The sequence below is a fragment of the Enterococcus sp. AZ128 genome, assembly GCF_051714485.1.
GTDB lineage: Bacteria > Bacillota > Bacilli > Lactobacillales > Enterococcaceae > Enterococcus_A.
Map to the genome: position 1 here is coordinate 229,746 of NZ_JBIORZ010000002.1, position 22,065 is coordinate 251,810.

Sequence of the window (22,065 nt, forward strand, 5' to 3'; positions counted from 1 at the left end):
TATTTTCTAAAGTATTTCTCGAAAAAACTTTGTATTCATTAACTTTTATTCTGCCGCAGCATCCAACAAAGCTTGAGCGATTTTATCCGTCGTCACGAGGATATTGATCAGATTGGTTTCAATCGCGATTTTTGCGATACGCATTCTTCTGAGGTCATCCACGATCGTCATCACTTGGGGAATCTTTCGAATATCTTCTAAAGTGATCCCCACGATACTTTTATTGATCTCATTGTCCACTTTTTCTCCTCTAGCGTCAAAAAAGTTGGAATTGATATCCCCAAGCACATGATCGTTTTCTAACTGCTGGATATTCTTTTCGCCTAGATAGCCGATTTCCTCCATCGTACTTCCTTCGTAAGGATTTCCCAAGCCCACGATCGCAAAATCAACACTGGAGCCATCGTCCAATACGGATTTGATCGTTCGATTGTTTCTCAAAGCGATCGCCAGCTGTTCGTCTGACAGCATCGCAGGGGCATACAGATATTTTGATTGCCCACGAATTTTTCGAGCGAGATCATAGCACAGCTGATTGGAATGAATATTGACATGCGAGTCGCCCATTCCGCCGATCAAGGGAACCACCGATATCTCTGTGTTGGAGCTGTGAATAGTGGCATCCACGACACGTCGAATCCCTTTTCCCCACGAGATCCCGATATTATTGATCGACTTCAAACGGCCATTCAAATAATGAGCGCCGTAATTGGCGGCGACTTTTTCGATCTCCTCATTCGTTAGATCCTTAGAATCAATGACCATCGCGGTTTTTAATCCGTAGACAGCTTCTAAAGAACGCTCCAGCTTGGAGGTATATTCATTTTTGCTGTTGATCGTGATTTCCACGATGCCCTGTTCCCTCGCATCCAGCAGCAGCTTAGAAACAAGGGAACGGGAGACACCGATTATCTTAGCGATTTGAGCTTGTGTTAGTCCGTCCTCGTAGTATAAGCAAGCAATTTTTATAATATTTTTTTCTTCAAAAGTATTCATAATTCCCTTCCTTTACTATGGAGTAACTGACCTTTTTTGTGCTACTCGAATGTGATCTCGTCACCGACAGCCAATGTTGGAAACACCTTCGGCTCAACGAGAATCGCTCCTGGCAAAATTTCATTGTTTTCGCCATCTCTAAAATAGATAGAAATATGCCCCAGTGATTCAAAGTTTGGATTGGCCTCATCACCCACGTCTAAAATATGATATTCTTGGCTTCCAATGGTCAAGCGGCCATTCTTTTGGATCACGTTTTTCGGCTCATCCGAGCTTTCATGAATAACACAAATATCTCTTAATTCCGCCATTGCTTGAGGGCCGAATAAAACCAATAGGAATTCTTCCGCGAAGTCCTCAACAATCGGACCGATTTCTACGATTTTTGTTTTGTACATCATCTGGCTCCTAACTCGTTTTAAATAGATTTTTATGCAAAGGTCTCATCTTGTAATTTTCGTAATTTGTAAACGGTCGTTGATTCGTCTAGTTCAATATCATCGATTGTCAAGAAAGCACCGTCTTTGATGTCGCGTTTCGCTACTGAAGAGCCGCCGACTAGCCCAATTGGCACATTGCCGTTTTTCTTCATTTCAGCATGTGTTTCTAAAACGCCGCGGACACAGTAGCCGCCGATACCGTCGATCTTTTCACCCGCTTTAATATCACGTTTCGCTACTGCAACTGTTTCTGAAATTGGCGCGCCTAAAGGAACGATCGCTGTATCGTGCTCTAAGACCGCACGCGCGATGGTTAATGGCGTTTCCAAGCTGCATAAGTGATAAGGACGGAATAAGATATGGTGATCTCGATCGCCTTTTTTCAATAAGTAGTTCAACTCATGCTGAACCCCTTCGTTTTGCCCCTTCACGATACAGAAGATCCCCGGAGCAATTCCATCAACATATTCAACAACGCCAAAGTTATTTAAAACGCCGCCGTTTTCTTTCAAGTTTAATTTTTCGACTGTTCCGTCTAAATCGGCTGAGATCCCATGCATACCGACAACGTCTGGTACATAACCGATCGCATTAGATAGAAGATTCATTTCAGCCATTGTTTTGGTTCCATCTTGGAAAGCTGCCAGCATATGGCTGTTCATCCCTTTGGAATCCGCTTCTGCCTGGGCAGTATCTGGATTTGCACTTACTTTTAAGGCATTATTTTTCCCTTTGCCGGCTACAAGGACTTCCATCCCCATACTTTTAGCAAATTCATACATTTGAACCGTCGCAGCAGGCTCGTCACCATCTGATCCAGTGTAAACAAGGTCGGCTGCATCATAAAGTTTCTTCATTAAAGGTCCAACAGTGATATCGATCTCTACATTTAAGAGTACTAAATGTTTCTTCGCAATCAGCGTTTCCATTGAAATTTTCGCTCCCGCTTCAGGAACACCTGTCGCATCGACGATTACTTCAACGTTTGGTGAGTGGACGATTTCTTTAAAGTCCGTACTTGTCAAAATATTTACTTTTTCAGCAGCGCTGGCATTGTATGCCTCTGCCGCTCTTTTCGCTGCATCTAGATTGATGTCGCTGATCCCAGCAACGATCATCCCTGGAATCGTTGAAATTTGTGAAACCATACCGTAACCCATTTGTCCTGCACCAATTACCCCAACCTTGATTGGCGCGCCGTTTTGTTCTCTCTCTAACAATTTCCCATATAATGTCATGTTCTTTCCTCCGATGTTTTCTTCATTTTTATTTCATTTTTAATGAAATCGATTGATTGTTTTAACGCCTCTCCGTGTTTCACCGCTAACAAATTTTCTGGAATCGTATCAATGCGATGATCCTCAATAGCCGAATAGCGCTTGAACTTCGCAAAGATTGTTAAACCGGTCATTACTTGGCATTCTTCAATGATCCCGTTTGGATTGGCAACCATCAGGACGATGCTTCTTGCTTTAAATCTGCTTTGAGACATACCGATGCCTAAAAAACCTTCATTATTCTCTTTTACGATACTGTTAACTGTTTTCTTATAGTAGTTCGAATGTCTCAGTGATGTGAATACATTGAGGACTAGTAACAGGACCACCAGCAATGCTAAGCGAAGTTCAGCCATACGTATTCTCCTATCTTTTATAGATATTCATTCAGGATGCGGTTCGCCAAGATTTTTGGTGAATTCGCAAAGTTTCCAATTGTTGAACCCGCGATATGAGGCGTGATCGTTACGTTTTCTAATGCCAAATATGGATGATCCGCTGGTAACGGCTCCTGTTCGAAAACATCGACTGCCGCTCCAGTGATTTCTTTTGTCTGCAATGCTTCAATCAGATCGCCCTCATTGATCAGTCCTGAACGAGCACTGTTGATTACAACAGCAGACGGCTTCATTTTTTTGAAATGCTCTTTATTCAGCATATTTTTAGTCTCAGGAGTTAAACGATAATGCATCGAAATAATATCTGCTTGCGCAACCAGCTCATCCAAGGAAACTTGAGTATCTTCTGTTTTTCCAGTGAAGTAATCATCAAAGAAAATGATCTTGCCGCCAAATGGTCGTACCAAGCTCGCAACCTTTTGTCCGATCGCGCCGTAACCAACCAATCCAACAACGGATTCCTTCAATTCAGGTGTTAATACACCATTGGGATAATGCTTTTCCCACTCGCCGTTGCGTAATTTCCGATCGGCGCGAGCGATGTTGCGAATTTCAGAAAGCATCAAACCTACCGCATATTCGGAAACGCTTGTTTCGCTCCGTCCAGGTGTATTAAAAACAGTGATCCCTTTTTCTTCCGCGTACTGGCGATTGACGTTCTCAATTCCGGCCCGCAGCACACCGACAAATTTCAGCTTAGTCGCTTTATCGATCACTTTTTTACCAATCGGTGCGAACTGAGTAATAATGTACTCGTACTCTTCGATTCCTTCCATTAAATAATCCGGTAAATCAACTGCTTCGCTGCCTTGTTTTTCCAGTGTGATATTGTCCTTTTGAAGTGCTTCCAGATCCGCGTGCTGCCATTCCTTCACTTCAACTTCGATGCCTTTTTCCTTCAATGAAACTAACCCATCATCCATCATTTTCTTATCAATGAATAAATCTGCAATTGCCAAACATTTAGCCATCTATTTTTCTCCTATTCCTTAATCTAAAATTACTGAAACTCGATAGTTTCCTGGTGTGCTCGCTGTTTCAAATGCCTTTTGGATCTCGTCTAACGGAATTTGTGTTTCTACCAGTTTCGAAACATCCACTCTGCCGGTATTCAACATCTCAGCGGCATCCGAGAAATCCTCTAACGTAGAACCGTAAGTTCCGATCAGCTCCAAGCGCATGTAGTGAACCTTATTCGGGTCAACATCCATTTCAGGTGCAGGATAGCCCGCAGCATACATCGATATTTTTCCGTCCTTCGGTTTTACCATCTGCAAGGCTTGATTGTTCGCTGGAGTAGCTCCTACTGCAACGATCACAATGTCGGCCCCTTTGCCGTTCGTCAATTCTTTTACTTTTTGAACTGGATCGACTTCTTTCGGATTGATTACTTCAAAGCCCATGGATTTTGCGACTTCGACCTTTTTCTCCATCAATTCAGAAACGATTACCTTCGCGCCAAACGCTCGTGCTGTTTCGGCATTCAGTAGTCCCATCGTGCCTCCGCCAATCACAACGACTGTATCCGTTCCAGCCTTCACACGCAGTTTTTTCATATTTTGAATCACAGAAGATAGTGGTTCGACAAAAGCTGCTTCAGACGGCGACAAATCTGGATTCATCTTCACGAAGCTTTTCGCTTTCCTGACGAAATAATTGGCAAAACCAAAAATTCCATAGTACTCATCTGAGTAGTTATGACCGAATTGTTTGATATTCTCACATCCGGTAACTTCTCCATGCTTGCACTCATCACAATACCCGCAATAATCGTAAACAACACTCACACGATCACCGACATCATAGGTATCGCCCACCTCAGAGCCTTTAGCCACGATCGTTCCCGAACATTCATGACCGCCTGCCATTGGATAACCTTGGTGCTCCCGCAACCCTAACCATTGTTGATAGTCCGTCGTACAGATATTGCACGCATCCTGCTTCACTAAGATTTCATCTGCCAAAAGTTCTGGCATCGGCATTTCTTTTACTTCTGCAACGCCTTTTTCTACTAAACATCCAAATTTGATTTTGTCTGGAATCAATTTACTCACCTCTAATTTTTTTTAAAGCCCAAATGACATGAAGTAGGCCACTACGACCGCCAAAGGACCTGTAATCACACGTGAAAATAGAATCGCTGGTACTCCTGTGGAAATCGTCTCAGGATCAGCTTCTCCTAAGGTCATCCCAACAGGTGCGAAATCACAACCAACTTGCGAATTAATCGCGAATAACGCTGGTAACGCATAGTGGGGCGGAATGGTTCCGTTTGCAATTTCAGTTCCGATCAAAAGTCCGATAACCGATGCAATAACAGCCCCCGGTGCCAACAATGGCGATAGAAACGGCAAACTGGTGATCAACCCCAGAACAACTAAGCCGATCAAGCTTCCGGCTAACGGAGATAAGACCTTCGCGATCAAATCACCGATGCCGGTATAATTAATGATTCCTATTAAAGTAGCGACAAATGCCATAAACGGCAAAATATTTGTCATTACCGTGTCGATTGTTTCGCGTCCTGCTTGGTACATAATATTAATGAAATTGCCGGCTGCTCGACCGATTTTGTCGATCAAACCAATAAAGCCCTTCTTCTCATTGCCATTGCCGTTTGATTCCGCTTTTACCTGTTCTTTCGGCATTTCTTCTACTGTTGAAGCCATCGGCTCCGCTTTTATCTCTTCTACAACAGTCTCTTGGGTCCCATCGTCATTGACTAGCTCAAGATCATTGATGGTCGTCCCTGAAACAAAAATATCTTCTGTCATAAATTTAGCTAGCGGACCAGAAGGCGCTTGCAGTTTGACGTTGACTGTTGGAATTCTCATACGCGGATAGGTTCCGCAGCGAGCTGTTCCACCGCAATCGATGACTGCCGCAAGTGTTTCTTCTTTTTCCACTGGATTTTTAAAGGCATCAACGGCCGTTGTTCCCGTTAATTCAGCGATCTTCTCAGCCACCGGATGAATTCCGCCACCGGTAACGCTGATCACATATTGTTTCTTATGGTCAGGCGTAAGAGTTAGCGGGCCGCCCCAGCCACCCTTTCCTTTATGAACAATCACTTTTTTACTCATTTTTTTCCCTCCGCGTTCCGTCTAAGCATTCACTGCTTTTTTCTTGTCTCGACTCGATAAAATAGCTACGATTCGCTCGGTGATCACACCGCGAATAAGAATGACCACAAAGCCGGTCAATAGATATCTCAGCCCTAATTCGCTTTGGCTGCCGACTTTCGCAAAACCTTGAGCAACACCTAGATAGACAAAAAGTTCTGCCGCATTCGCATGAGGGAATAGTCCAACAATCGGGTGAACCATGGATACAGTTGAATCATAATACGCAGCTTTATGCTCCTCCTTCAAAAAACGGCCGAACGTGTAACACATTGGGTTTGTAAGGAAGAAACAAGCTAAAAATGGAATCAATGTATATCTTAGAACAAAAAACTTCGTGCACATCTGCATAAATCCGAAAACTCTTTCCTCACCGATGATCTTGATCAAAGCGTTTACAAAAAGAATCAACGTGATCAGCAGCGGAATGATTCCTGTCAGAAAACCAACAAACGTTTCTGCACCTGCTTGAAACATCCCAATAAAACCGTCCGATAACTTAACTAAAAAATCCATAACCTTCCTCCTGTTGTAGAATTTGATACGCGCGCGCGATTCCGTATCATTTGCCACGTTTCGTGTCATACGATACGTTCGAGTTCATAATAGCAGGTGACACAAAAGATGTCAATTGGGATTTTTATCTTTTTTTTTTACCAATTTTGGTATAAAATCAATATGAGGCTTAAACAGTGTTATTGAAAAAGGAGTTTTTATAATGAATCAATCTGAAGAAAGAAATCTGATCAAGGTTGCTACCCTCTATTACAAAGAAGGTTTGACACAAGTACAAATATCAAAAAAATTAGGGGTCTCTCGATCTTTGATTTCCAAATGGCTGGTCGCCGCAAGAAACAAAGGCTTCATCGAATTTTTCTTTAATAGTGAAGAAGTTTATTCGGTCGAATTAGAAAATAAACTAGAAGAAAAATTCGACCTCAAATCAGCAACCGTTATTGATACTAATAACCTATCCTCATCTGAGGTAGAAAAAGTATTAGGCCAAACGGCTGCACTGGCAATTAAAGGAAAGATCGAGAACGTCCAGTCAATCGGACTATCCTGGGGAAAATCCATCAAATCATTGGTTACTCAGTTTCCTTTTGAATCCTATTCGGATAAGGTATTCATTCCTCTTATTGGTGGAATGGGGATAAACAATTTTGATATTCATTCGAATCAGCTGTGCTATGAGTTTGCCCGAAAGACGAGAAGTTCATCAAAATATTTGTATACCCCTGCGCTGGTGAGCAATCCCACTATCCGTTCTGAATTTGAAAACAATGAATACATCCGCGAAATTTTGGATGAAGCTAAACAGGTTGATTTGGCAATCGTCAGTATTTCCTCGCCTTATCACATCAATACCATGGAAGAAATCGGCTATATTTCTGAAACGGATAAAAAAGAGCTGCAGGAGCTGAATGTTGTCGGCGATATGAATTCCCGCTTTTTCGATAAGGATGGCGTGGAAGTTGATCATGTGACAAATACCAATGTCATTGGGATCAGCATTGAAGATCTCAAGAAAATCCCGCAGGTCGTCGCTTTGGCTTATCATGAAGATAAGTGGTCAGGTGTTTATTACTCTTGCACCAACCATTTGATTACTGATTTGATCACCACCGACGTCATCGCCAAACAGATTCTAAAAGCGGAATTATAAATAGAAAGACTAGTTCGTGAAGCCGGACATGGGTATCACTGTTGTTAAATAATTTATTTATACTTCCCTAATGGTCAAAAAAAGGACCGGCCACTAAAAAAGTGATCGGTCTTTTTTTTATTTGCTCTTATTTAAGTTTTATGACAGCAACACATTATATTTTTGGTCACGCACCTTATTGATGAAACTCACTACACGAATCCAATCGGAGAGATACTGCTTTTCCCCCCATTGAAAAAGATGAGGCAGTTCCCGTGGAAAATACTTGGTCAAATCAATTGCGTAATCTGAAATGACGACATCTGGATTTTCACGTATGCCGACGATAATAATCGGACGCGGACTGATACGAACGAGCTTTTGCTTCTGCAGCTGTTCTTCCAGACCTCTTCCCTTCGATTCAATCGCGACACGAATCGGCAAATCACGATCCATTAAAATATGATACAGCAACTGCGACACATAGTACTTAAATGAATTCGAATCGAGCGTTTTTATCCATTCCTCATTTAGCGCCTCTACATTATAGGCAATATTTCCCAGCAGATCGAAGATATAAAAATATTGCTCCTCTATATCAGCAGTGGTCATATAATCCCCAAACGAATCAATCTGCTTTCCCAACCCGAAGGTAAGCAGAAAGGAGAAAATATAAGTAGAATTAATAAACAAAAAGCGTCTTTCATCTTGGCCAAAACGATACTGCAGGTGTGTTTCGACTTGATCGATCCAATCATCAATAAATCGGCGATAGTCACTCAAAAAGGACGGCGACTGTAATTGAATCTGCTGGACGGTTTCTTGAGAATAGCTTTGTCCAACAGTAAACATATAGTAGATATACAAGAATTCATCGCTGGATAAATCTTTTTCGAAAAGCAGATTGGCTTCTAGAAAAGGAATCAGGATCTCCTTTTCAAAAAGCGCTCTAGACATGAACGGATTAAAAAACTTCCGTACAGATTCTGGAATTGTTTGGATCACATGCCCCTGCTTGATACGAGTCACTGAAACGGCTAAGAAATTGATAAACCGCTCTTTGTCCGCATGCCTGAGAGATGGAAAATATTCAGACAGTTTCTGATAGACTCTCGTGGCACTTTTTTGAACAATTGGAGGCCGATTGCTATCGATCTCGTCATAGATATGCCAATAAAAACTATGAAAGAAAAAACGAATCCGATATTCATCGCCGACTAAATAACCGTTCTTTTTTAAATTCAAACCAATTTGATATTGGGCTAAAATCGAATCAAATTCTCCAATCTGACGCTGAACCGTTCGACGGCTAAGATACTGACTTTGACTAAACGCTTCAAGCGATTTAAATTTTTGGTGAAAAATCGCATCCCAAATAATATAGGGCAGCGTAGCTTTTGTTAGGTTGACTCGGATTTTATTTAGTAAGAATCTTTCCGAAAACTTAATAGTTACTTCTTTAGTTCCTCGTTCAATAGAGAATTCGGGATAGCCCTTTTGAACCGTTTCTATCTGATCCAATACCTGTTTCAACATGGCATAAGAAATGCCCATTTCATCCGTTAATTCCTTATGGCTGAATACACTTTGGTACGAGCGGTAGCAGTATGTAAAAAACTTTTGTACTAGTTGGTCCTGTCCTTTTATAAAAGAATCTAGCACGCGAAAGCCTCCTCTGTTCTTGATAAGCTTAAGAATATAGCATCTTTTATTATCCAGTTCAACTTATTTGTCTGGAAGTTCACAGTAAAAAAGCAGTAAAATTTTTCGAAGGACAAAATCCGAAGTCATTTTACTGCTTTCATTCAAGCATGTATATTTTTCAGCGATTTTTTCTTGTTCTCTTGATGATTTCATATTTTACGATTTACAAAGCAGTCTGCTTTGCTCATTTTTACCCCGTTGCCCTTGGAACTACCCTAGATTCTCTTCCCCAGACAATCCCTTTTTTGAATTGATGCTTTTCAGACAATACCCGTTGCCCCATGACGTTTTTAACTGTGTCTCATCTAAATCATACTCGGCCATTTTTTTCTTGAGCGACTTGATGATTCCTGATAAACGGCTTTCTTTAGACTTTGAAGGTGCCGCATTCCAGAGAGCATAACACATGTCCTCTCGCGTAATATATTTCCCTTTTGATTGTTCCAACAATCGAAAAGCCTTATATTCCTGTTTCGTCAAACTATAATCAAAATTTTCTAGCGCAATATCCTTTTCTTTTGCCAACACAGGCTCGACTTTAGGTTTCTTTTGATCTTTGTTTGATAGTTTTTCCCGCAGCTCTTCAAAATCCGTTTCCTGCGAAATGAAAGCAGAAACTCCACGTTGCTTCCACTTCGCTAACATATCGTCATCTAGATCCGCTAACGTTTTTCGAACAACACTGCACCGAAATTTTTCCAATAATGATAGGCAGGTAATGGCCTCTTCATCCGAAATCGTTTCACTTACAATCACTGTGTCAAAATAATCAAGATCTTTCGTGAATTCCTCTTGGTTATAAATATCTAAAAATACTTGCCGACTACACAGAACCTCGTGTCCTAAAAAATTCAACATTTTCACAAATTCCTGTTCATACGAAAAGCTTTTTGTTAAAAGTAGTACTGTCATAATATCCTCCCAATGCACTCTTACTCCCTTGTGTCCTCAACAAAAACCTAAATGAACTTGGCCCTTTTTTCGACCTGCTGCTGACTATCAAAAGTACTAGTACTTTTTCCTCATTCGTAATACTGCTGTACCTAAGACCGTTAAAATAAGCAAGCCTAAAATGATTAGTACATTATTTCTCACACTTCCAGTTGCCGGAAATTGCTTTGAAGTCGTCGAACTGCTTCCTGTTGTTTTTTGGCGATTTCCGTTTTTCTTTGCGGTATTAGTGCTTGTTTCTTTATCAGTCTTCGGTACTTTGGTTTCTTCAATACGAGTATTTTCCTTAGTAACCACTTTCTCATTAGGTTGATTGTTTTTCACTGAAAATTCTATCGGTGCTGCATCTAATTGATAGCCTTCTGGCGCTTTTGTTTCGATTAGCTTGTAATCGCCGTCAGTCAATCCTTTGATTAAAATCATGCCATCTTTCCCTGTAACAATTTTTTCATGTCCGGCTACTGATTTGTCTTCACTATCAACCAATTTGAACTCTGCATCTGCCAACATTTCTCCAGTTTTGCTATCTGTTTTTTTCAATAAAAGTTCCCCTGTAGGAATCTCCTCGTTTGGTGTAAAGCGATTCTTGAAGACTGGTACTTCCCCGTTTCCTATCCCTTCATACTTTGCGGTCGCTTCCAACTTGCCGGCTGATTCCTCAACAGTGACGATCACTTTGTACGTTGTTTCATCATACGTAATACCAGTCTCTTTATCCGCTGGTATTACTTCCGAAATCGTATACTCGTAGGTTCCTGTTTTTCCATACTTAATCGTTTCGAAAGTGATCGTTCCATCCTGCTCATTCTTTCTCGTTTCATCGACTCCTTCACCCTTCAAATTAAAGCTGAATTCATCAGCTTTTAGTGTCCGACCACTTAGTTCTTTCTTCGCCTTCAATTGAACATTTGCTGGTAATATTTCATACGTATTCTTAAAGACCGGTACTTCATCTTCCGCTACATCTTCATATTTGACAGTGGCTTCCAATTGTCTCTCTTTTTCTACGACTGTCACAATTGCTTTATATTCCTTAGCGTCATATGTCATTCCTGTTTCTTTTTCTGACGGAATTTTTTCGGAGATCGTGTATTCATATGTTCCGGCTTTTGTGTATTCAATACCATCGAAAGTGACATTGCCGTCGGCATCATTGGTTTGCGTTTGATCGACTTTTTCACCCTTTAAGTTGAAGCTGAATTCACCAGCTTTTAGTGTCCGACCAGATAATTCTTTCTTCGCTTTCAATTGAACATTTGCTGGTAATATTTCATACGTATTCTTAAAGACCGGTACTTCATCTTCCGCTACATCTTCATATTTGACAGTGGCTTCCAATTGTCCCTCTTTTTCTACGACTGTCACAATTGCTTTATATTCCTTAGCGTCATATGTCATTCCTGTTTCTTTTTCTGACGGAATTTTTTCGGAAATCGTGTATTCATATGTCCCGGCTTTTGTGTATTCAATACCATCGAAAGTGACATTGCCGTCGGCATCATTGGTTTGCGTTTGATCGACTTTTTCACCCTTTAAGTTGAAGCTGAATTCACCAACTTTTAGTGTCCGACCAGATAATTCTTTCTTCGCTGCTAATTCAATCTTCGTTCTGGATTTCTGATTTTCTAATGAGAAGGTCTGTTTGACCTGTTCCTTTGAAATAATAAACTCGTACTCTTTTCCGTCCTTCACGTATCCTTCTGGAGCTCTGCTTTCAACTACAACATAGGTTCCGTAACGCAAGTTTGAAAGCTGTTCCACTTCTGCTCCATTTTCAATAATTTTGTCTCCTTTTACTTCAATATCAGAAAATATCAGCGCAAGGTTGCCATCATTGTCTTTACGATAAAGGTCAAAGAAAGCTGAATCTGTGGTAATCAATTTTTGATTTTCATCTAATTTTTCAAATTTTATCGAACCATTTTTCCCGCTTGAAGTTCCCTCGCCGTCAGTCGATTTGACTGTTACAGTAGTAGTTGTTTCATGATATTTGATATCTTTTCCATACAATGATGCACCGTTACGAATCACTTCATTATTTTCAATCCCTGGATCAAGTAACGTCTGATATTCAATGATGTACGGTGAATCAATCGTGTCTCCCAGATTGATCGTTAAAGTTTGAGTACCTGCCGCAGAATCCGAAGTAACCACTGGTTTATTGTCTTCTGTAAATGTAATGGCTTCTCCGTCTTTAATGTATGTTCCTGAACCATTATTTTTGGCTGTATAAACTTTCACAACTACGTTCTTATCAGCATCATAGATAAAAGTTTGTTCGTTGATACTCACCGTATCAGTAACAATTGGATCATGAATTTTATGCCCGTCTTTATTCAATACAACGGACCAATTAATCGAGCGGTAATCCTCTCCAGTTCCTTGCTTGCCTTTTTTATCAATCCAAGCGTCTTTAGCACTTTTTTCTACCAAACCTTCAACCTTTAATGGTTCACCACCCTTTTCTGTCATCGTCGCGACATTCTTATAGTTGGGAACCTCATCTGAAGCTTCCGCAGAAACAAATACCGCAAACGTATTCTTTTTATCTTTCAACAATGTAATGGTTGAAACGCCGTCACCATCGACCTCATATTTATAATCCACATTTTCTACCCATTTATCACCTAAACCGGCTGCTTCAACTTTGCTAGCAGCAACATCCACATCATAAATGACAAGCTCTTTAAGTTTCTGACCTTCACCCAATGCTTCCTTGATCGTTGTTTCTTTCGGAATCGTTGTTTTCCAAGTGTTAAACAAGGCCGTCCAATAAACGCTATTTTCAGAAGACGTCGTTTCTTTAAATGGATTCCCAAAAGAAAATGCTGAAGCAACCTCTGCTCCTTGAGCAAGATATTTGCCATATTTCACACCATCAAAAGCGTATTTGGAATCGACCCATGTTGATGTCTCAGCGCCATCCAAATGATTTTTTCCATCTTCACCTGTATATGTAACAATTGCACTATTAGCAAACTGTTGCAAACTTCCTGTAGAATAGTGCGGTTGCTCCTCCATGAAAAAGTGGGTCGAATAGCTTATCGAGATTTGATCACTTGTTTTCGCATAATCGCCAATTAACCTAATCCTGAATCCCACAGAATAATCAGAATCACCATCGATTCTCTCCAACACATAATCGGTGCCCTTAGTCAACGTCTTATCCGTTTTGCCGTCATTGCCTTTGACCACAAGTGAAGATTCAATCAGTTGAAGTGCACTTTTAGTTCCTCCTGAAAGCAACGCGAACGTATCTGTAATGATAGCGTCCTTCATGGATAGCCGGTTCTTATTAAGTGTGACTTGCCAATTAATTGTATTGTTTGAATAATCCTTGCTCAGCGCTGCTTTCGTTATTCCGATAGTCCCTTCTACATCGGGCTTTTCTCCAGCAACAATCTGTTCACTTTCTGATCCATCAATAATCAAGGCTGTATTTAAAAGATCTATCCTTAATGGCGTCGGTACATCAAAGCTTTGTGTTGAATAGGTAACCTTGTACACGCCTTTATCTGCAAAATTTAGTGTGAAGTGAACATATTCCCCGTTCTTTTGTTTAAAATCTGCCGATTCTTCTGAAAATGTCCATTTATCAGACGGAACTTCATTTCCATCTTCGTCAAACACTTTGAGACTGTCCTTTAACAGATAATGCTTCGCCGTATTTGGATCACCATATCTTGAGTACATCCAGTCCTTAAGAATGCCGTCATCATTAGTATACGTAGCCTTGATCTCCCAGTTGAATACGCCAGTGTTTAAATCATAATCTGTACAATACTTATAATTATCCTTGTCATTAAAAGAAACGCTAGCTTCAGAAGAATTTGATATGAAATTATCTCCACCAAGGGTCGCTTTATTCACAAAGCTTTTCTTTTCTATATCAGTTACTTTCATCTTAAGAACGATTTTCACTGGAAGATTCATAACACCAGAAGAAAATTTATAAACATAATCTGAACCATCTCTCCAGGCGTTAATCATTCCTGCCGGAGGGGCTACCCATTCTCCCGCTTCATTCATGACATAATATTGGTTGTACCAAACGGATAGTCCTTCAGGCAGCGTGTCTCTTATAACCGCGTTTCTTAGATCGTGCCTTTCTTCATTTACAGTAATGGTCCATGTAACAGAATTATCTGCTTCAATAATTCCTTTTTTATTGATATCAGCTTTTGCGACAGGAATAACGATTTTTATCTCTAGTCCATCTTCATCTGTAATATTTGTCGGGATCTCAACTAATTCACTTTCAGTAGTAATCTTCAACTCCGTTTTCAAATCGATCGTACCTTGACGTTCACTTAAGTCTCCTGCTTTTTCATTGAACGTAACTGTTAAAAGGCCATTTTGATCTAACGTAAATGCTCCTAAGACATCCCCTTCCTCATTTTTTAGCACATCCGTTACCGTGTTATGTACAGAAAAATAGTTAGGTAGTTGGTATGTATAATAATCTCCGTTCTGAATAATCGTCTCATCGCTCAAAACCCAATCGAAATGAATTCGAATGTTCGCATCTTTTTCTGCTGGATTTTCTGCAGAAAACTCGTTGCCATTATGATCAGTAATTTTGACATTCGTAAACAAATTGACACCGCGTGTATTCAGATTAGGTTCCAATGCTCTTGCTTGGATTTCACGTGCCGCCCTTTCAGGTTCAGTTTTATCGATCACTGATTTTTCCGACTCTGACGTATTCAATGGATCAGCCGCTGGATCAACTTTTTTTTCGTAATACAAGGTACGAATAGCATTATTTCCAAAATCAACAGTCTCTGTCTCTAAATCCTTTGAGGTTGTTTGTGCGCTGAGCTCAACTAGGCCCTCATAGAATTTTGCATTGGCAAAATCTGGTGCCAGTCCATCCTCTGTTTCTTGATAATTTTTCTTAAAATGAAAAATTAGTTGCTGATTGCTTACTTGATAGTCTCCCATCTCACCTAGACTGCCAGTCTGATCCGAGAAGTTTAGGTTCGCTGGCAAATCAAGTGACACCGCAGTCCCTTCTTCCAGTATAGCTGCCTTAGCTAATGACCAGTTCAATTTGACATTTACTTGATCCTGCTCTTTTAAACGATTTACTTCAGTAACCTCCTGATCATTCACACTAGTAATTATTGCCTGATTGATCGTCACACTGGCTTCTTCGTTGGTCTCTGCGACTATCGACATTGGAAAAATCCCAATCACCATTCCAAACATCGCAATCAGTGACCATAATCTATTTAAACGTTTCATTATTATCCTTCCTTTCTAAAATACAGTTGATTCGTATTCATTCTTTTGATTCTTCTCATCCAGCTTTTTCGTTTGATTTGTTTTAACGACGGCCAGTCTATTTACTTTTTTCTTTCACTGAGAATCTCTGAAAAAAGGATTTTCACTTAGTGAATGAATCAACTCTTTCTACTACGCTATTATTAAACATTTCTGGGCTCTGAAAATGACAAAAACAATAAAATAAACCAATATTTTCGTCCTATTTCAAGTACAAACCACAAAAAAATAAGGAACCATTATCCTTAATAGTCCCTCATGCAGGATTATGTTCTCTTCATATACAAAAAAAAGCTACTTCTTGTTTTCTGCTAAAATTATTTGATATTCCCTAGCTAAAATTATTATTTCATTACCTATCCCTTATATTCACCTTATAAACAAAGCCCTTTTGATAGTTCAAGAGAATCGTTGCTAGGTCAACGTTTTTAACAAAAGAGACATTTTATAGTATTCTCCTACATTTTTTGTCACATTAAGGGTCTAAGCTAATCTCGAGAGAAAAAAAGCCCGTTTAACAAAGATTTTGAAATATATTAGGAATTAGGTTTCTTCATTTTTATGAAGGAAAACTAGAATTGTATACCTCGGAAATAAAAAAGAACCTTTCGCTACTGCCAGACGAAAGGCTCCTGTTCTCAAATAAAAATAAAAAGCTATATGCGGTGTATTCAATAATTAATACTTCACTTTTTTTAAAATGGCGAATAGTTTTTTTCTTATTTTTTAAGCAATCATATTTTCTATGAATGATTTCACCCTTTTGACAAGATACATACCGAAAAATATGCCGCCTTCTGTTGAAAAATAAGAGAAGGGATTTACTCAGACTTTTGAAAAGTACGAGTAAATCCCTTTATCGGTGTTTATCAAAGATAGACGTATTTTTAATTTTCTATATTCGAACGAGTTGAAAATCTAACTAAAAAATAGTTGGTACTAACCCGCCATCTAAACGCAACGCCGCGCCAGAAAAAGATTTCGCGTAAGGACTTGAAACAAAGGCAGCAAAGCGACCAATTTCTTCAGGCCGAATCAATCGTTGAATTTGAGACAAAGGGCGATGATTTTTCATGAAGTCACTTTCCCATTCGCTTTCCGGGATATCCGTATTGCTGTACATTTCTACGAGCATTTGCTGAACCCCTTCTGTTAATGTTGAACCCGGCATGATTGTATTGACGGTTACATTCGTTCCCTTGGTTAATTTAGATAAGCTCTTAGCTAATGAAAGGTTCATTGTTTTTGTCATACTATACTGCGGCATTTCACCTGAAGGCATAATCGCTTCTTCACTAGCGATAAATAAGATCCGACCAAAATCTGTTTCAAGCATATTAGGGAGATAAAACTTCGCTAATGCATTCCCAGAATAGAAATTCACATCAATGAAGTGCTGCCAAATCTCATCCGTCAGATCAAAATAATCTGTTGGTTGAAAAATCCCCATATTATTGATCAAAATATCAACAGCGGGATAAGCATCAAAAAGTTTTTGCCGTTCGTCTGCATTCGCCAAATCAAATGCCGCTGCCTGTGGTGTTGTTTGAGGAAATAGTGTTTTTATTTCATCTATGACCTCTCCAACTACCTGACTATTGCGACCATTAATGATGACATTTGCACCTTCTTTTGCCAGTTCCTGTGCGATGGCTTTCCCGATTCCTTTCGTTGAGCCAGTGACCAACGCTGTTTTTCCTACTAAACCTAATTCCATTTCTATTCCCTCCGCTTTTCTAATTCTATACAATACTCGAATTCTAAGCGTAGGAAGACAGAACTGTCAATTAGTTGAGCTTAATCGTACAAAAGCATAGGTTCGGAGGCTTCCAAATTTTTTACAGATAGTATATTTTCGCCAGCATCACAATTAAATAGAAAATAAAACACTCCCTATGCCCTTTTTCAAGCAACTACCTTCTGTCTAAATGAGGAGGGCGTATTTCCATAATAGTCTTCAAACTTCATATAGAAATAACTTCTATTGGAGTATCCTACACTTTTGGCGATTTAATTTATCGGCAGATCGGTTTTGATAATTAACTCATAGGCTTTTTTGACCCGTATTTCTGAAATCAGGGTTTTAAAGGTTTTTCCTGTTTTTTCTTTAATCAAATTTGATAGATAATTCTTATTGTAGCCCATTTCCTCAGATAAGCATGCTAAAGACAACGATGCATAGTCATTCTCAATTTTTTTCAAGACAGTAACGATTGTCCAATTTATCTCTTTTCCCAGATAAATTTTTGTTAATTTCAAGTAATAGATACGCGCAAGCCTGTGAAATAAAACCTCCACTAAGGAATTGATTAACTCGGAGTTCCTGTTCATTGCCGAAAGCTCATCAATCAGACTTCTCATCCCCTCTTTGAGTTCGATGTTTTTAGTTGAATCAATCACTAAATAGGCGGATTTTGAACCGGCATGAAGGAAATTGTCATTCAGATACTCGTAAGTCAGACTGTTTTCTTCCCGTCCCAAAATGCTTAACTGATGAATTGACGTATCATTTTTTTGAAATAAGAAACCTATTAATATAGTAGACACATTGATTTTATCAATCTCTTGTCCACATTTTTTATCAATTAAGATCATTTGTCCTTCTTTTAAACGTACTTCTTTATTATTGACTACAAGGTTGACTTCACCAGACAATACATATTTAATCTCGAAATAATCGTAAAAGTGGCGGACTCCATTAAATGAAGAATCATATTTTTTTACACCAATGGCACAATCCTTTGGATGATGATTAGCCAAATAAGATGTTCCCTTTATGCCGTTCATCTTTTCATATTTATTAAATGCTTCAACAAGCGAGGCCATTTCATTTGCTTCATACATAGATCTCGTCCCTTCAACAGTTCTTTTTAAATTGAAGTATTTCCATTTCCCTTTGAAAAGGATTTATTAGGACTAAAGCCATAGCCGTAATTAAAAATCATCATTGTCAAAATATACAAGACAACTGGAATTACGAAGGTTGTAACGATGATCCCCGTAGAAGCGCTGTTCACTTGCTCCTTGTTAGCCACATAGCCGCTGTAAGATAAGATAAATCCCGGAATCGCTCCACCCACTGCCATTGCAAATTTCATAATCAGCGAATTAAGTGATGCAATTAACGCTGCTGGCTCAAATCCTAGCTTCTTTCGAATAATATCGACGTTATCTGCAGAGATGCTGTATTGTAAGGTATTAGTAAACCCTAAACCAAATTGTACCAACACATATCCCACCAAAAAAATCAGTTTAGAATTTTTAAATCCGATCAAAATCAGCATTGCTCCGCTGATTAGTATTAATGCGGCCGTATACAATTTTACCTTTCCAAACTTCCTTGAGATATGCGGAACAATCACGCCAGCACCTAATGCACTGAAAAGACCTAAAAAGCTGGCCAGGCTTAGTAAGCGCGTATCTTTGATAATGTAATTCAAGTAAAAGAGGAGCGAGCCATTAAAAATATTCGTAGCTGCTGTAATAAAAAGCATGCTGATAAAGAGTGTCGCCACCTCTCTTACTTTCAAAATTTTCATGGCGTCTTTGATAGAGTAGTTCTTCTTATTTTCTTTTGAATGATCGATTTGCTCAATCATTCGTTCTTTGAGTGTCAGCGTTCCAACAATCGTAAAAAATACAACAACGATAACCGTTCCAATAATTAAAAGCAAATATCCAGAAACTTGACTGTTGTGGTTTGCCAAAATTAATGGCGCCACTATATTTAATAGAGTTGGTCCTACAGTGTAGGAGATCCCTTTGATGGATGAAAGAACATTTCGTTCAGATTCTCTTCCAGTTAATACAGGAATCAAACTATTCAATGGAATATCCATCAGGTCGAAGGTTATTCCCAATAAAATGTAAGAAATACTTATCGCAAGGATCTTTTGACTTGTAAAAAGCAACGGAGAAAACCATACTAATAAATAATTGATGCAGCAAACAATTGAGCCTAAAACTAAAATCGGTTTATACTTTCCAAACCTTGTGTTAGGAAATCGGTCGATCAAGAAACCTAGTAACGGATCACTAAAACCATCTAGCAGTCTTGAAATCAGAAATAACGTTCCAACCACCGCTGGATTTATCCCTACAACGTCCGTATAAAATATCAAAAGATAGGTATTCAATAAGGTCATTATTGGGATATTTCCTAGGTTAGTCAGCGCAAAGCCCATTTTTTCAATGATTCCGATTTTTGTGGCTTGCATTTCCCCACCCTCCTTCTGCAACTTTTTTAGATTACATTATGGTTCCAATTAGCTCTCTATTTTGATTCACTCTATATTCCTTATTTGCTACTAGAGCAAATTGTTTGTCGTAAAGTTTCAGTGTTCCTCCAGCTTTCGTTGAAGTAATAATCAATGTGTCCTCTTCTTTTTTGATTGTTACTGATCCATCCTTGACAGGAAATGTGCATTCGATCGTAGAAAAACAGTCAAGCTGCGGTTCAATTGAAAATGTCTGATAACCGGGAGAAGTTGGATTAATCCCTGCAAAATATCGTCCTAGTAAATAGATTGGACTGGCTCCCCATGCATGACACAAACTTTTTCCAAAAGGATCGCCATACATTTCGTAAACATCGTTGCCTTTTTCTGCTGGAATATACTCTTCCCAAAAAGTAATGGCATCTTGCTCAACCATTCCTCCCCAATAATCACAAATAATTTTATGAACACTTTCAATTTGCCCCATTTTACATAATGCGTCTTGTTCAAAAAATTTGAAATAAGGCGTGGTGATTTGTGTGATTTCATCATTTAGCAGTACGTTGTTTAAAATTTTTTCTGCTTTTTCTGCGTCAACAAAGTCATACAAAATTGCAAAAATATTAGCATGTCTTGTTACATGTCGTTTTCCTGATTGATACGAATCAACAAAAGCCCCCAACTCCTCATCCCAGAAATATTTCATCAGATTTTTTTCTAAGGTGTGATACTTTCGTTTGTACTCCTCAGTATTCTCGCCTGCAATCGATCCACACACGATCATCGCGTTATAGGCTTTCAGTAATAAAACTTGCTCTGCCGCTAACGTCCCCTCTTTATCCATTTCAGACCAATCTATAAAAATCCAATCTTTTTCTCGTCCGTAGATAAAGCCCAATTCATTTGTTTGAGCGACTAAGTAATCCATCATCGATTTCATTTTTGGATAGATCTGCTTCAAAAATTCAGCGTTTCCGGTCATCATATAATGATTTTCTACTGCTATGATCCATAATATGGAATAGTCAACGATCGTATTCATATGCTGTTTGATTTCGTTTTGCCCTCTAAGTGCAAGCATCGTTCTGGTGTTAATATCTTCATCAAAGAATAAATATTGATTGATGAAGTAGCTTTGATAAGCATCCCCTGACCAGATCCAACGATCTCGTTTGATTCCATCAAGGAAAAATAAACTACTGCATAAGGTAAATGTTTCCACCGAGATATCCCAAATTTTATTCATTAATTCATCATCCGAATGGAACGATGCCTTATTCTCTAATGGAAGAAATTCATGAACCGCCTCGATTTCAATTTGTTCTGGAGCGACCTCTGGAACAAACAAATAACGAAAAGCACGTTTTCTTGGAATTGTATTGACATCGACGTTCTCTTCTTTGTAGTAACACATAGCGATGTCTAATGCTTCCGCATCCGATTCACCATAACAAATTGTTACTGGTTTAACTGTATCCAGTTTTTTGATAGCGATCGTTCCAAAAATCGCTCGCTCATAATCAATTAACGTCCCGCCATTCTGGTAATTGATTGAAGCAGCTTGGACGTTCTCTGTGTTGAAATAAACTTTATTGGGGTCCTTTGCTTTTTCTACATACAAGGCACTCCAGCCAGCTGACATTTCCTCTACAAAATTACTCGCTAACCAGCCAATATCGCTTTTAACGACCTCACCTTCGATATACATTGCAGGTAAACCATCTGTATTCCCAACAAATACACGAATTTTATTTATCCCTGGCGCACAGATAACCTTATTTCCAAAAGGATACTTGGTCCCATTTACTTCAACATATCCAATTCCAACAGCATAAACAACAAAACTGGTTTCTGCTTCAAGATCGTAATAGCGCTTAAATTTGACATTTTTATGACAGTCATCCATGTTCCAATAAGCTGGCCAATCATAGCTGCGTTCTTCCCGTGCGAAATTTTGTAACAAGCCTTGTCTTATCTCAAAATCACCTGAATACCAAAGCCATCTTGCTTTATTACCTTTTATCATCAT

At 39.2% G+C, this 22,065-nt stretch carries 16 protein-coding genes; 1 reads left to right on the top strand and 15 read right to left on the bottom strand.

The window, feature by feature from the left end:
• Nucleotides 1–45: 45 nt before the first annotated feature.
• The 8 genes from IGI38_RS12995 to srlA are packed head-to-tail and all read right to left on the bottom strand — an operon-like array spanning nucleotide 46 to nucleotide 6,749.
• The gene (locus IGI38_RS12995; RefSeq protein WP_438731076.1) at nucleotides 46–996 is read right to left on the bottom strand and encodes a sugar-binding transcriptional regulator; all 951 of its coding nucleotides are present in this window, start codon (nucleotides 994–996) and stop codon (nucleotides 46–48) included.
• 41 nt (nucleotides 997–1,037) lie between these two features.
• On the bottom strand, nucleotides 1,038–1,394 hold the full coding sequence (locus IGI38_RS13000; protein ID WP_438731079.1) for a PTS glucitol/sorbitol transporter subunit IIA: 357 nt from the start codon (nucleotides 1,392–1,394) through the stop codon (nucleotides 1,038–1,040).
• A 32-nt stretch (nucleotides 1,395–1,426) separates the two neighbouring features.
• Complete coding sequence (locus IGI38_RS13005; protein ID WP_438731082.1) at nucleotides 1,427–2,674, bottom strand: NAD(P)H-dependent oxidoreductase; 1,248 nt, start codon at nucleotides 2,672–2,674, stop codon at nucleotides 1,427–1,429.
• Complete coding sequence (locus IGI38_RS13010) at nucleotides 2,671–3,069, bottom strand: transcriptional regulator GutM (RefSeq protein WP_438731085.1); 399 nt, start codon at nucleotides 3,067–3,069, stop codon at nucleotides 2,671–2,673. Before IGI38_RS13010 ends, IGI38_RS13005 begins: the two co-directional genes overlap by 4 nt.
• 17 nt (nucleotides 3,070–3,086) lie before the next feature.
• A complete protein-coding gene (locus tag IGI38_RS13015; protein WP_438731088.1) occupies nucleotides 3,087–4,082 on the bottom strand; it encodes a 2-hydroxyacid dehydrogenase in 996 nt (331 codons plus the stop codon).
• An 18-nt stretch (nucleotides 4,083–4,100) separates the two neighbouring features.
• Entirely contained in the window at nucleotides 4,101–5,156 is a 1,056-nt protein-coding gene (locus tag IGI38_RS13020; RefSeq protein ID WP_438733373.1) for a zinc-dependent alcohol dehydrogenase, read from the bottom strand.
• 21 nt (nucleotides 5,157–5,177) lie between these two features.
• A complete protein-coding gene (gene srlE / locus IGI38_RS13025; protein WP_438731090.1) occupies nucleotides 5,178–6,194 on the bottom strand; it encodes a PTS glucitol/sorbitol transporter subunit IIB in 1,017 nt (338 codons plus the stop codon).
• 21 nt (nucleotides 6,195–6,215) lie between these two features.
• Nucleotides 6,216–6,749 carry a PTS glucitol/sorbitol transporter subunit IIC gene (gene srlA, locus IGI38_RS13030; RefSeq protein WP_438731093.1) on the bottom strand — a complete coding sequence of 178 codons (534 nt, stop codon included), beginning with the start codon at nucleotides 6,747–6,749 and terminating at the stop codon, nucleotides 6,216–6,218.
• A 202-nt stretch (nucleotides 6,750–6,951) separates the two neighbouring features.
• On the opposite strand from srlA, the gene IGI38_RS13035 reads away from it, so the two are divergent.
• Nucleotides 6,952–7,899: a sugar-binding transcriptional regulator gene (locus tag IGI38_RS13035; protein ID WP_438731096.1), complete on the top strand. Its 948-nt coding sequence runs from the start codon at nucleotides 6,952–6,954 to the stop codon at nucleotides 7,897–7,899.
• A gap of 138 nt (nucleotides 7,900–8,037) precedes the next feature.
• Here the strand turns inward: IGI38_RS13035 and IGI38_RS13040 are convergent, their stop codons facing one another.
• The 7 genes from IGI38_RS13040 to IGI38_RS13070 all read right to left on the bottom strand — a co-directional run bounded on the left by IGI38_RS13040 (nucleotide 8,038) and on the right by IGI38_RS13070 (nucleotide 22,065).
• On the bottom strand, nucleotides 8,038–9,540 hold the full coding sequence (locus IGI38_RS13040) for a helix-turn-helix domain-containing protein (RefSeq protein ID WP_438731099.1): 1,503 nt from the start codon (nucleotides 9,538–9,540) through the stop codon (nucleotides 8,038–8,040).
• Nucleotides 9,541–9,792: 252 nt separating this feature from the next.
• Nucleotides 9,793–10,494: a helix-turn-helix domain-containing protein gene (locus IGI38_RS13045; protein ID WP_438731102.1), complete on the bottom strand. Its 702-nt coding sequence runs from the start codon at nucleotides 10,492–10,494 to the stop codon at nucleotides 9,793–9,795.
• A 96-nt stretch (nucleotides 10,495–10,590) separates the two neighbouring features.
• Complete coding sequence (locus tag IGI38_RS13050) at nucleotides 10,591–15,780, bottom strand: Spy0128 family protein (RefSeq protein WP_438731105.1); 5,190 nt, start codon at nucleotides 15,778–15,780, stop codon at nucleotides 10,591–10,593.
• 961 nt (nucleotides 15,781–16,741) lie between these two features.
• Entirely contained in the window at nucleotides 16,742–17,536 is a 795-nt protein-coding gene (locus IGI38_RS13055) for an SDR family NAD(P)-dependent oxidoreductase (RefSeq protein WP_438731108.1), read from the bottom strand.
• A gap of 293 nt (nucleotides 17,537–17,829) precedes the next feature.
• Nucleotides 17,830–18,663 (bottom strand): AraC family transcriptional regulator, encoded by an 834-nt coding sequence (locus tag IGI38_RS13060; protein ID WP_438731111.1) that lies wholly within the window; start codon nucleotides 18,661–18,663, stop codon nucleotides 17,830–17,832.
• A gap of 26 nt (nucleotides 18,664–18,689) precedes the next feature.
• Nucleotides 18,690–20,036, bottom strand: coding sequence for an MFS transporter (locus IGI38_RS13065; protein ID WP_438731114.1), 1,347 nt, complete (start codon nucleotides 20,034–20,036; stop codon nucleotides 18,690–18,692).
• Between the two features lie 31 nt (nucleotides 20,037–20,067).
• Nucleotides 20,068–22,065, bottom strand: coding sequence for an alpha-L-rhamnosidase-related protein (locus IGI38_RS13070; protein WP_438731117.1), 1,998 nt, complete (start codon nucleotides 22,063–22,065; stop codon nucleotides 20,068–20,070).

Bases quoted from the DNA above. Each gene is read 5' to 3' on its own strand.
- IGI38_RS12995 (WP_438731076.1), bottom strand. From the start codon at position 996: ATGAATACTTTTGAAGAAAAAAATATTATAAAAATTGCTTGCTTATAC.
- IGI38_RS13000 (WP_438731079.1), bottom strand. From the start codon at position 1,394: ATGTACAAAACAAAAATCGTAGAAATCGGTCCGATTGTTGAGGACTTC.
- IGI38_RS13005 (WP_438731082.1), bottom strand. From the start codon at position 2,674: ATGACATTATATGGGAAATTGTTAGAGAGAGAACAAAACGGCGCGCCA.
- IGI38_RS13010 (WP_438731085.1), bottom strand. From the start codon at position 3,069: ATGGCTGAACTTCGCTTAGCATTGCTGGTGGTCCTGTTACTAGTCCTC.
- IGI38_RS13015 (WP_438731088.1), bottom strand. From the start codon at position 4,082: ATGGCTAAATGTTTGGCAATTGCAGATTTATTCATTGATAAGAAAATG.
- srlE (WP_438731090.1), bottom strand. From the start codon at position 6,194: ATGAGTAAAAAAGTGATTGTTCATAAAGGAAAGGGTGGCTGGGGCGGC.
- srlA (WP_438731093.1), bottom strand. From the start codon at position 6,749: ATGGATTTTTTAGTTAAGTTATCGGACGGTTTTATTGGGATGTTTCAA.
- IGI38_RS13035 (WP_438731096.1), top strand. From the start codon at position 6,952: ATGAATCAATCTGAAGAAAGAAATCTGATCAAGGTTGCTACCCTCTAT.
- IGI38_RS13045 (WP_438731102.1), bottom strand. From the start codon at position 10,494: ATGACAGTACTACTTTTAACAAAAAGCTTTTCGTATGAACAGGAATTT.
- IGI38_RS13050 (WP_438731105.1), bottom strand. From the start codon at position 15,780: ATGAAACGTTTAAATAGATTATGGTCACTGATTGCGATGTTTGGAATG.
- IGI38_RS13055 (WP_438731108.1), bottom strand. From the start codon at position 17,536: ATGGAATTAGGTTTAGTAGGAAAAACAGCGTTGGTCACTGGCTCAACG.
- IGI38_RS13060 (WP_438731111.1), bottom strand. From the start codon at position 18,663: ATGTATGAAGCAAATGAAATGGCCTCGCTTGTTGAAGCATTTAATAAA.
- IGI38_RS13065 (WP_438731114.1), bottom strand. From the start codon at position 20,036: ATGCAAGCCACAAAAATCGGAATCATTGAAAAAATGGGCTTTGCGCTG.
- IGI38_RS13070 (WP_438731117.1), bottom strand. From the start codon at position 22,065: ATGATGATAAAAGGTAATAAAGCAAGATGGCTTTGGTATTCAGGTGAT.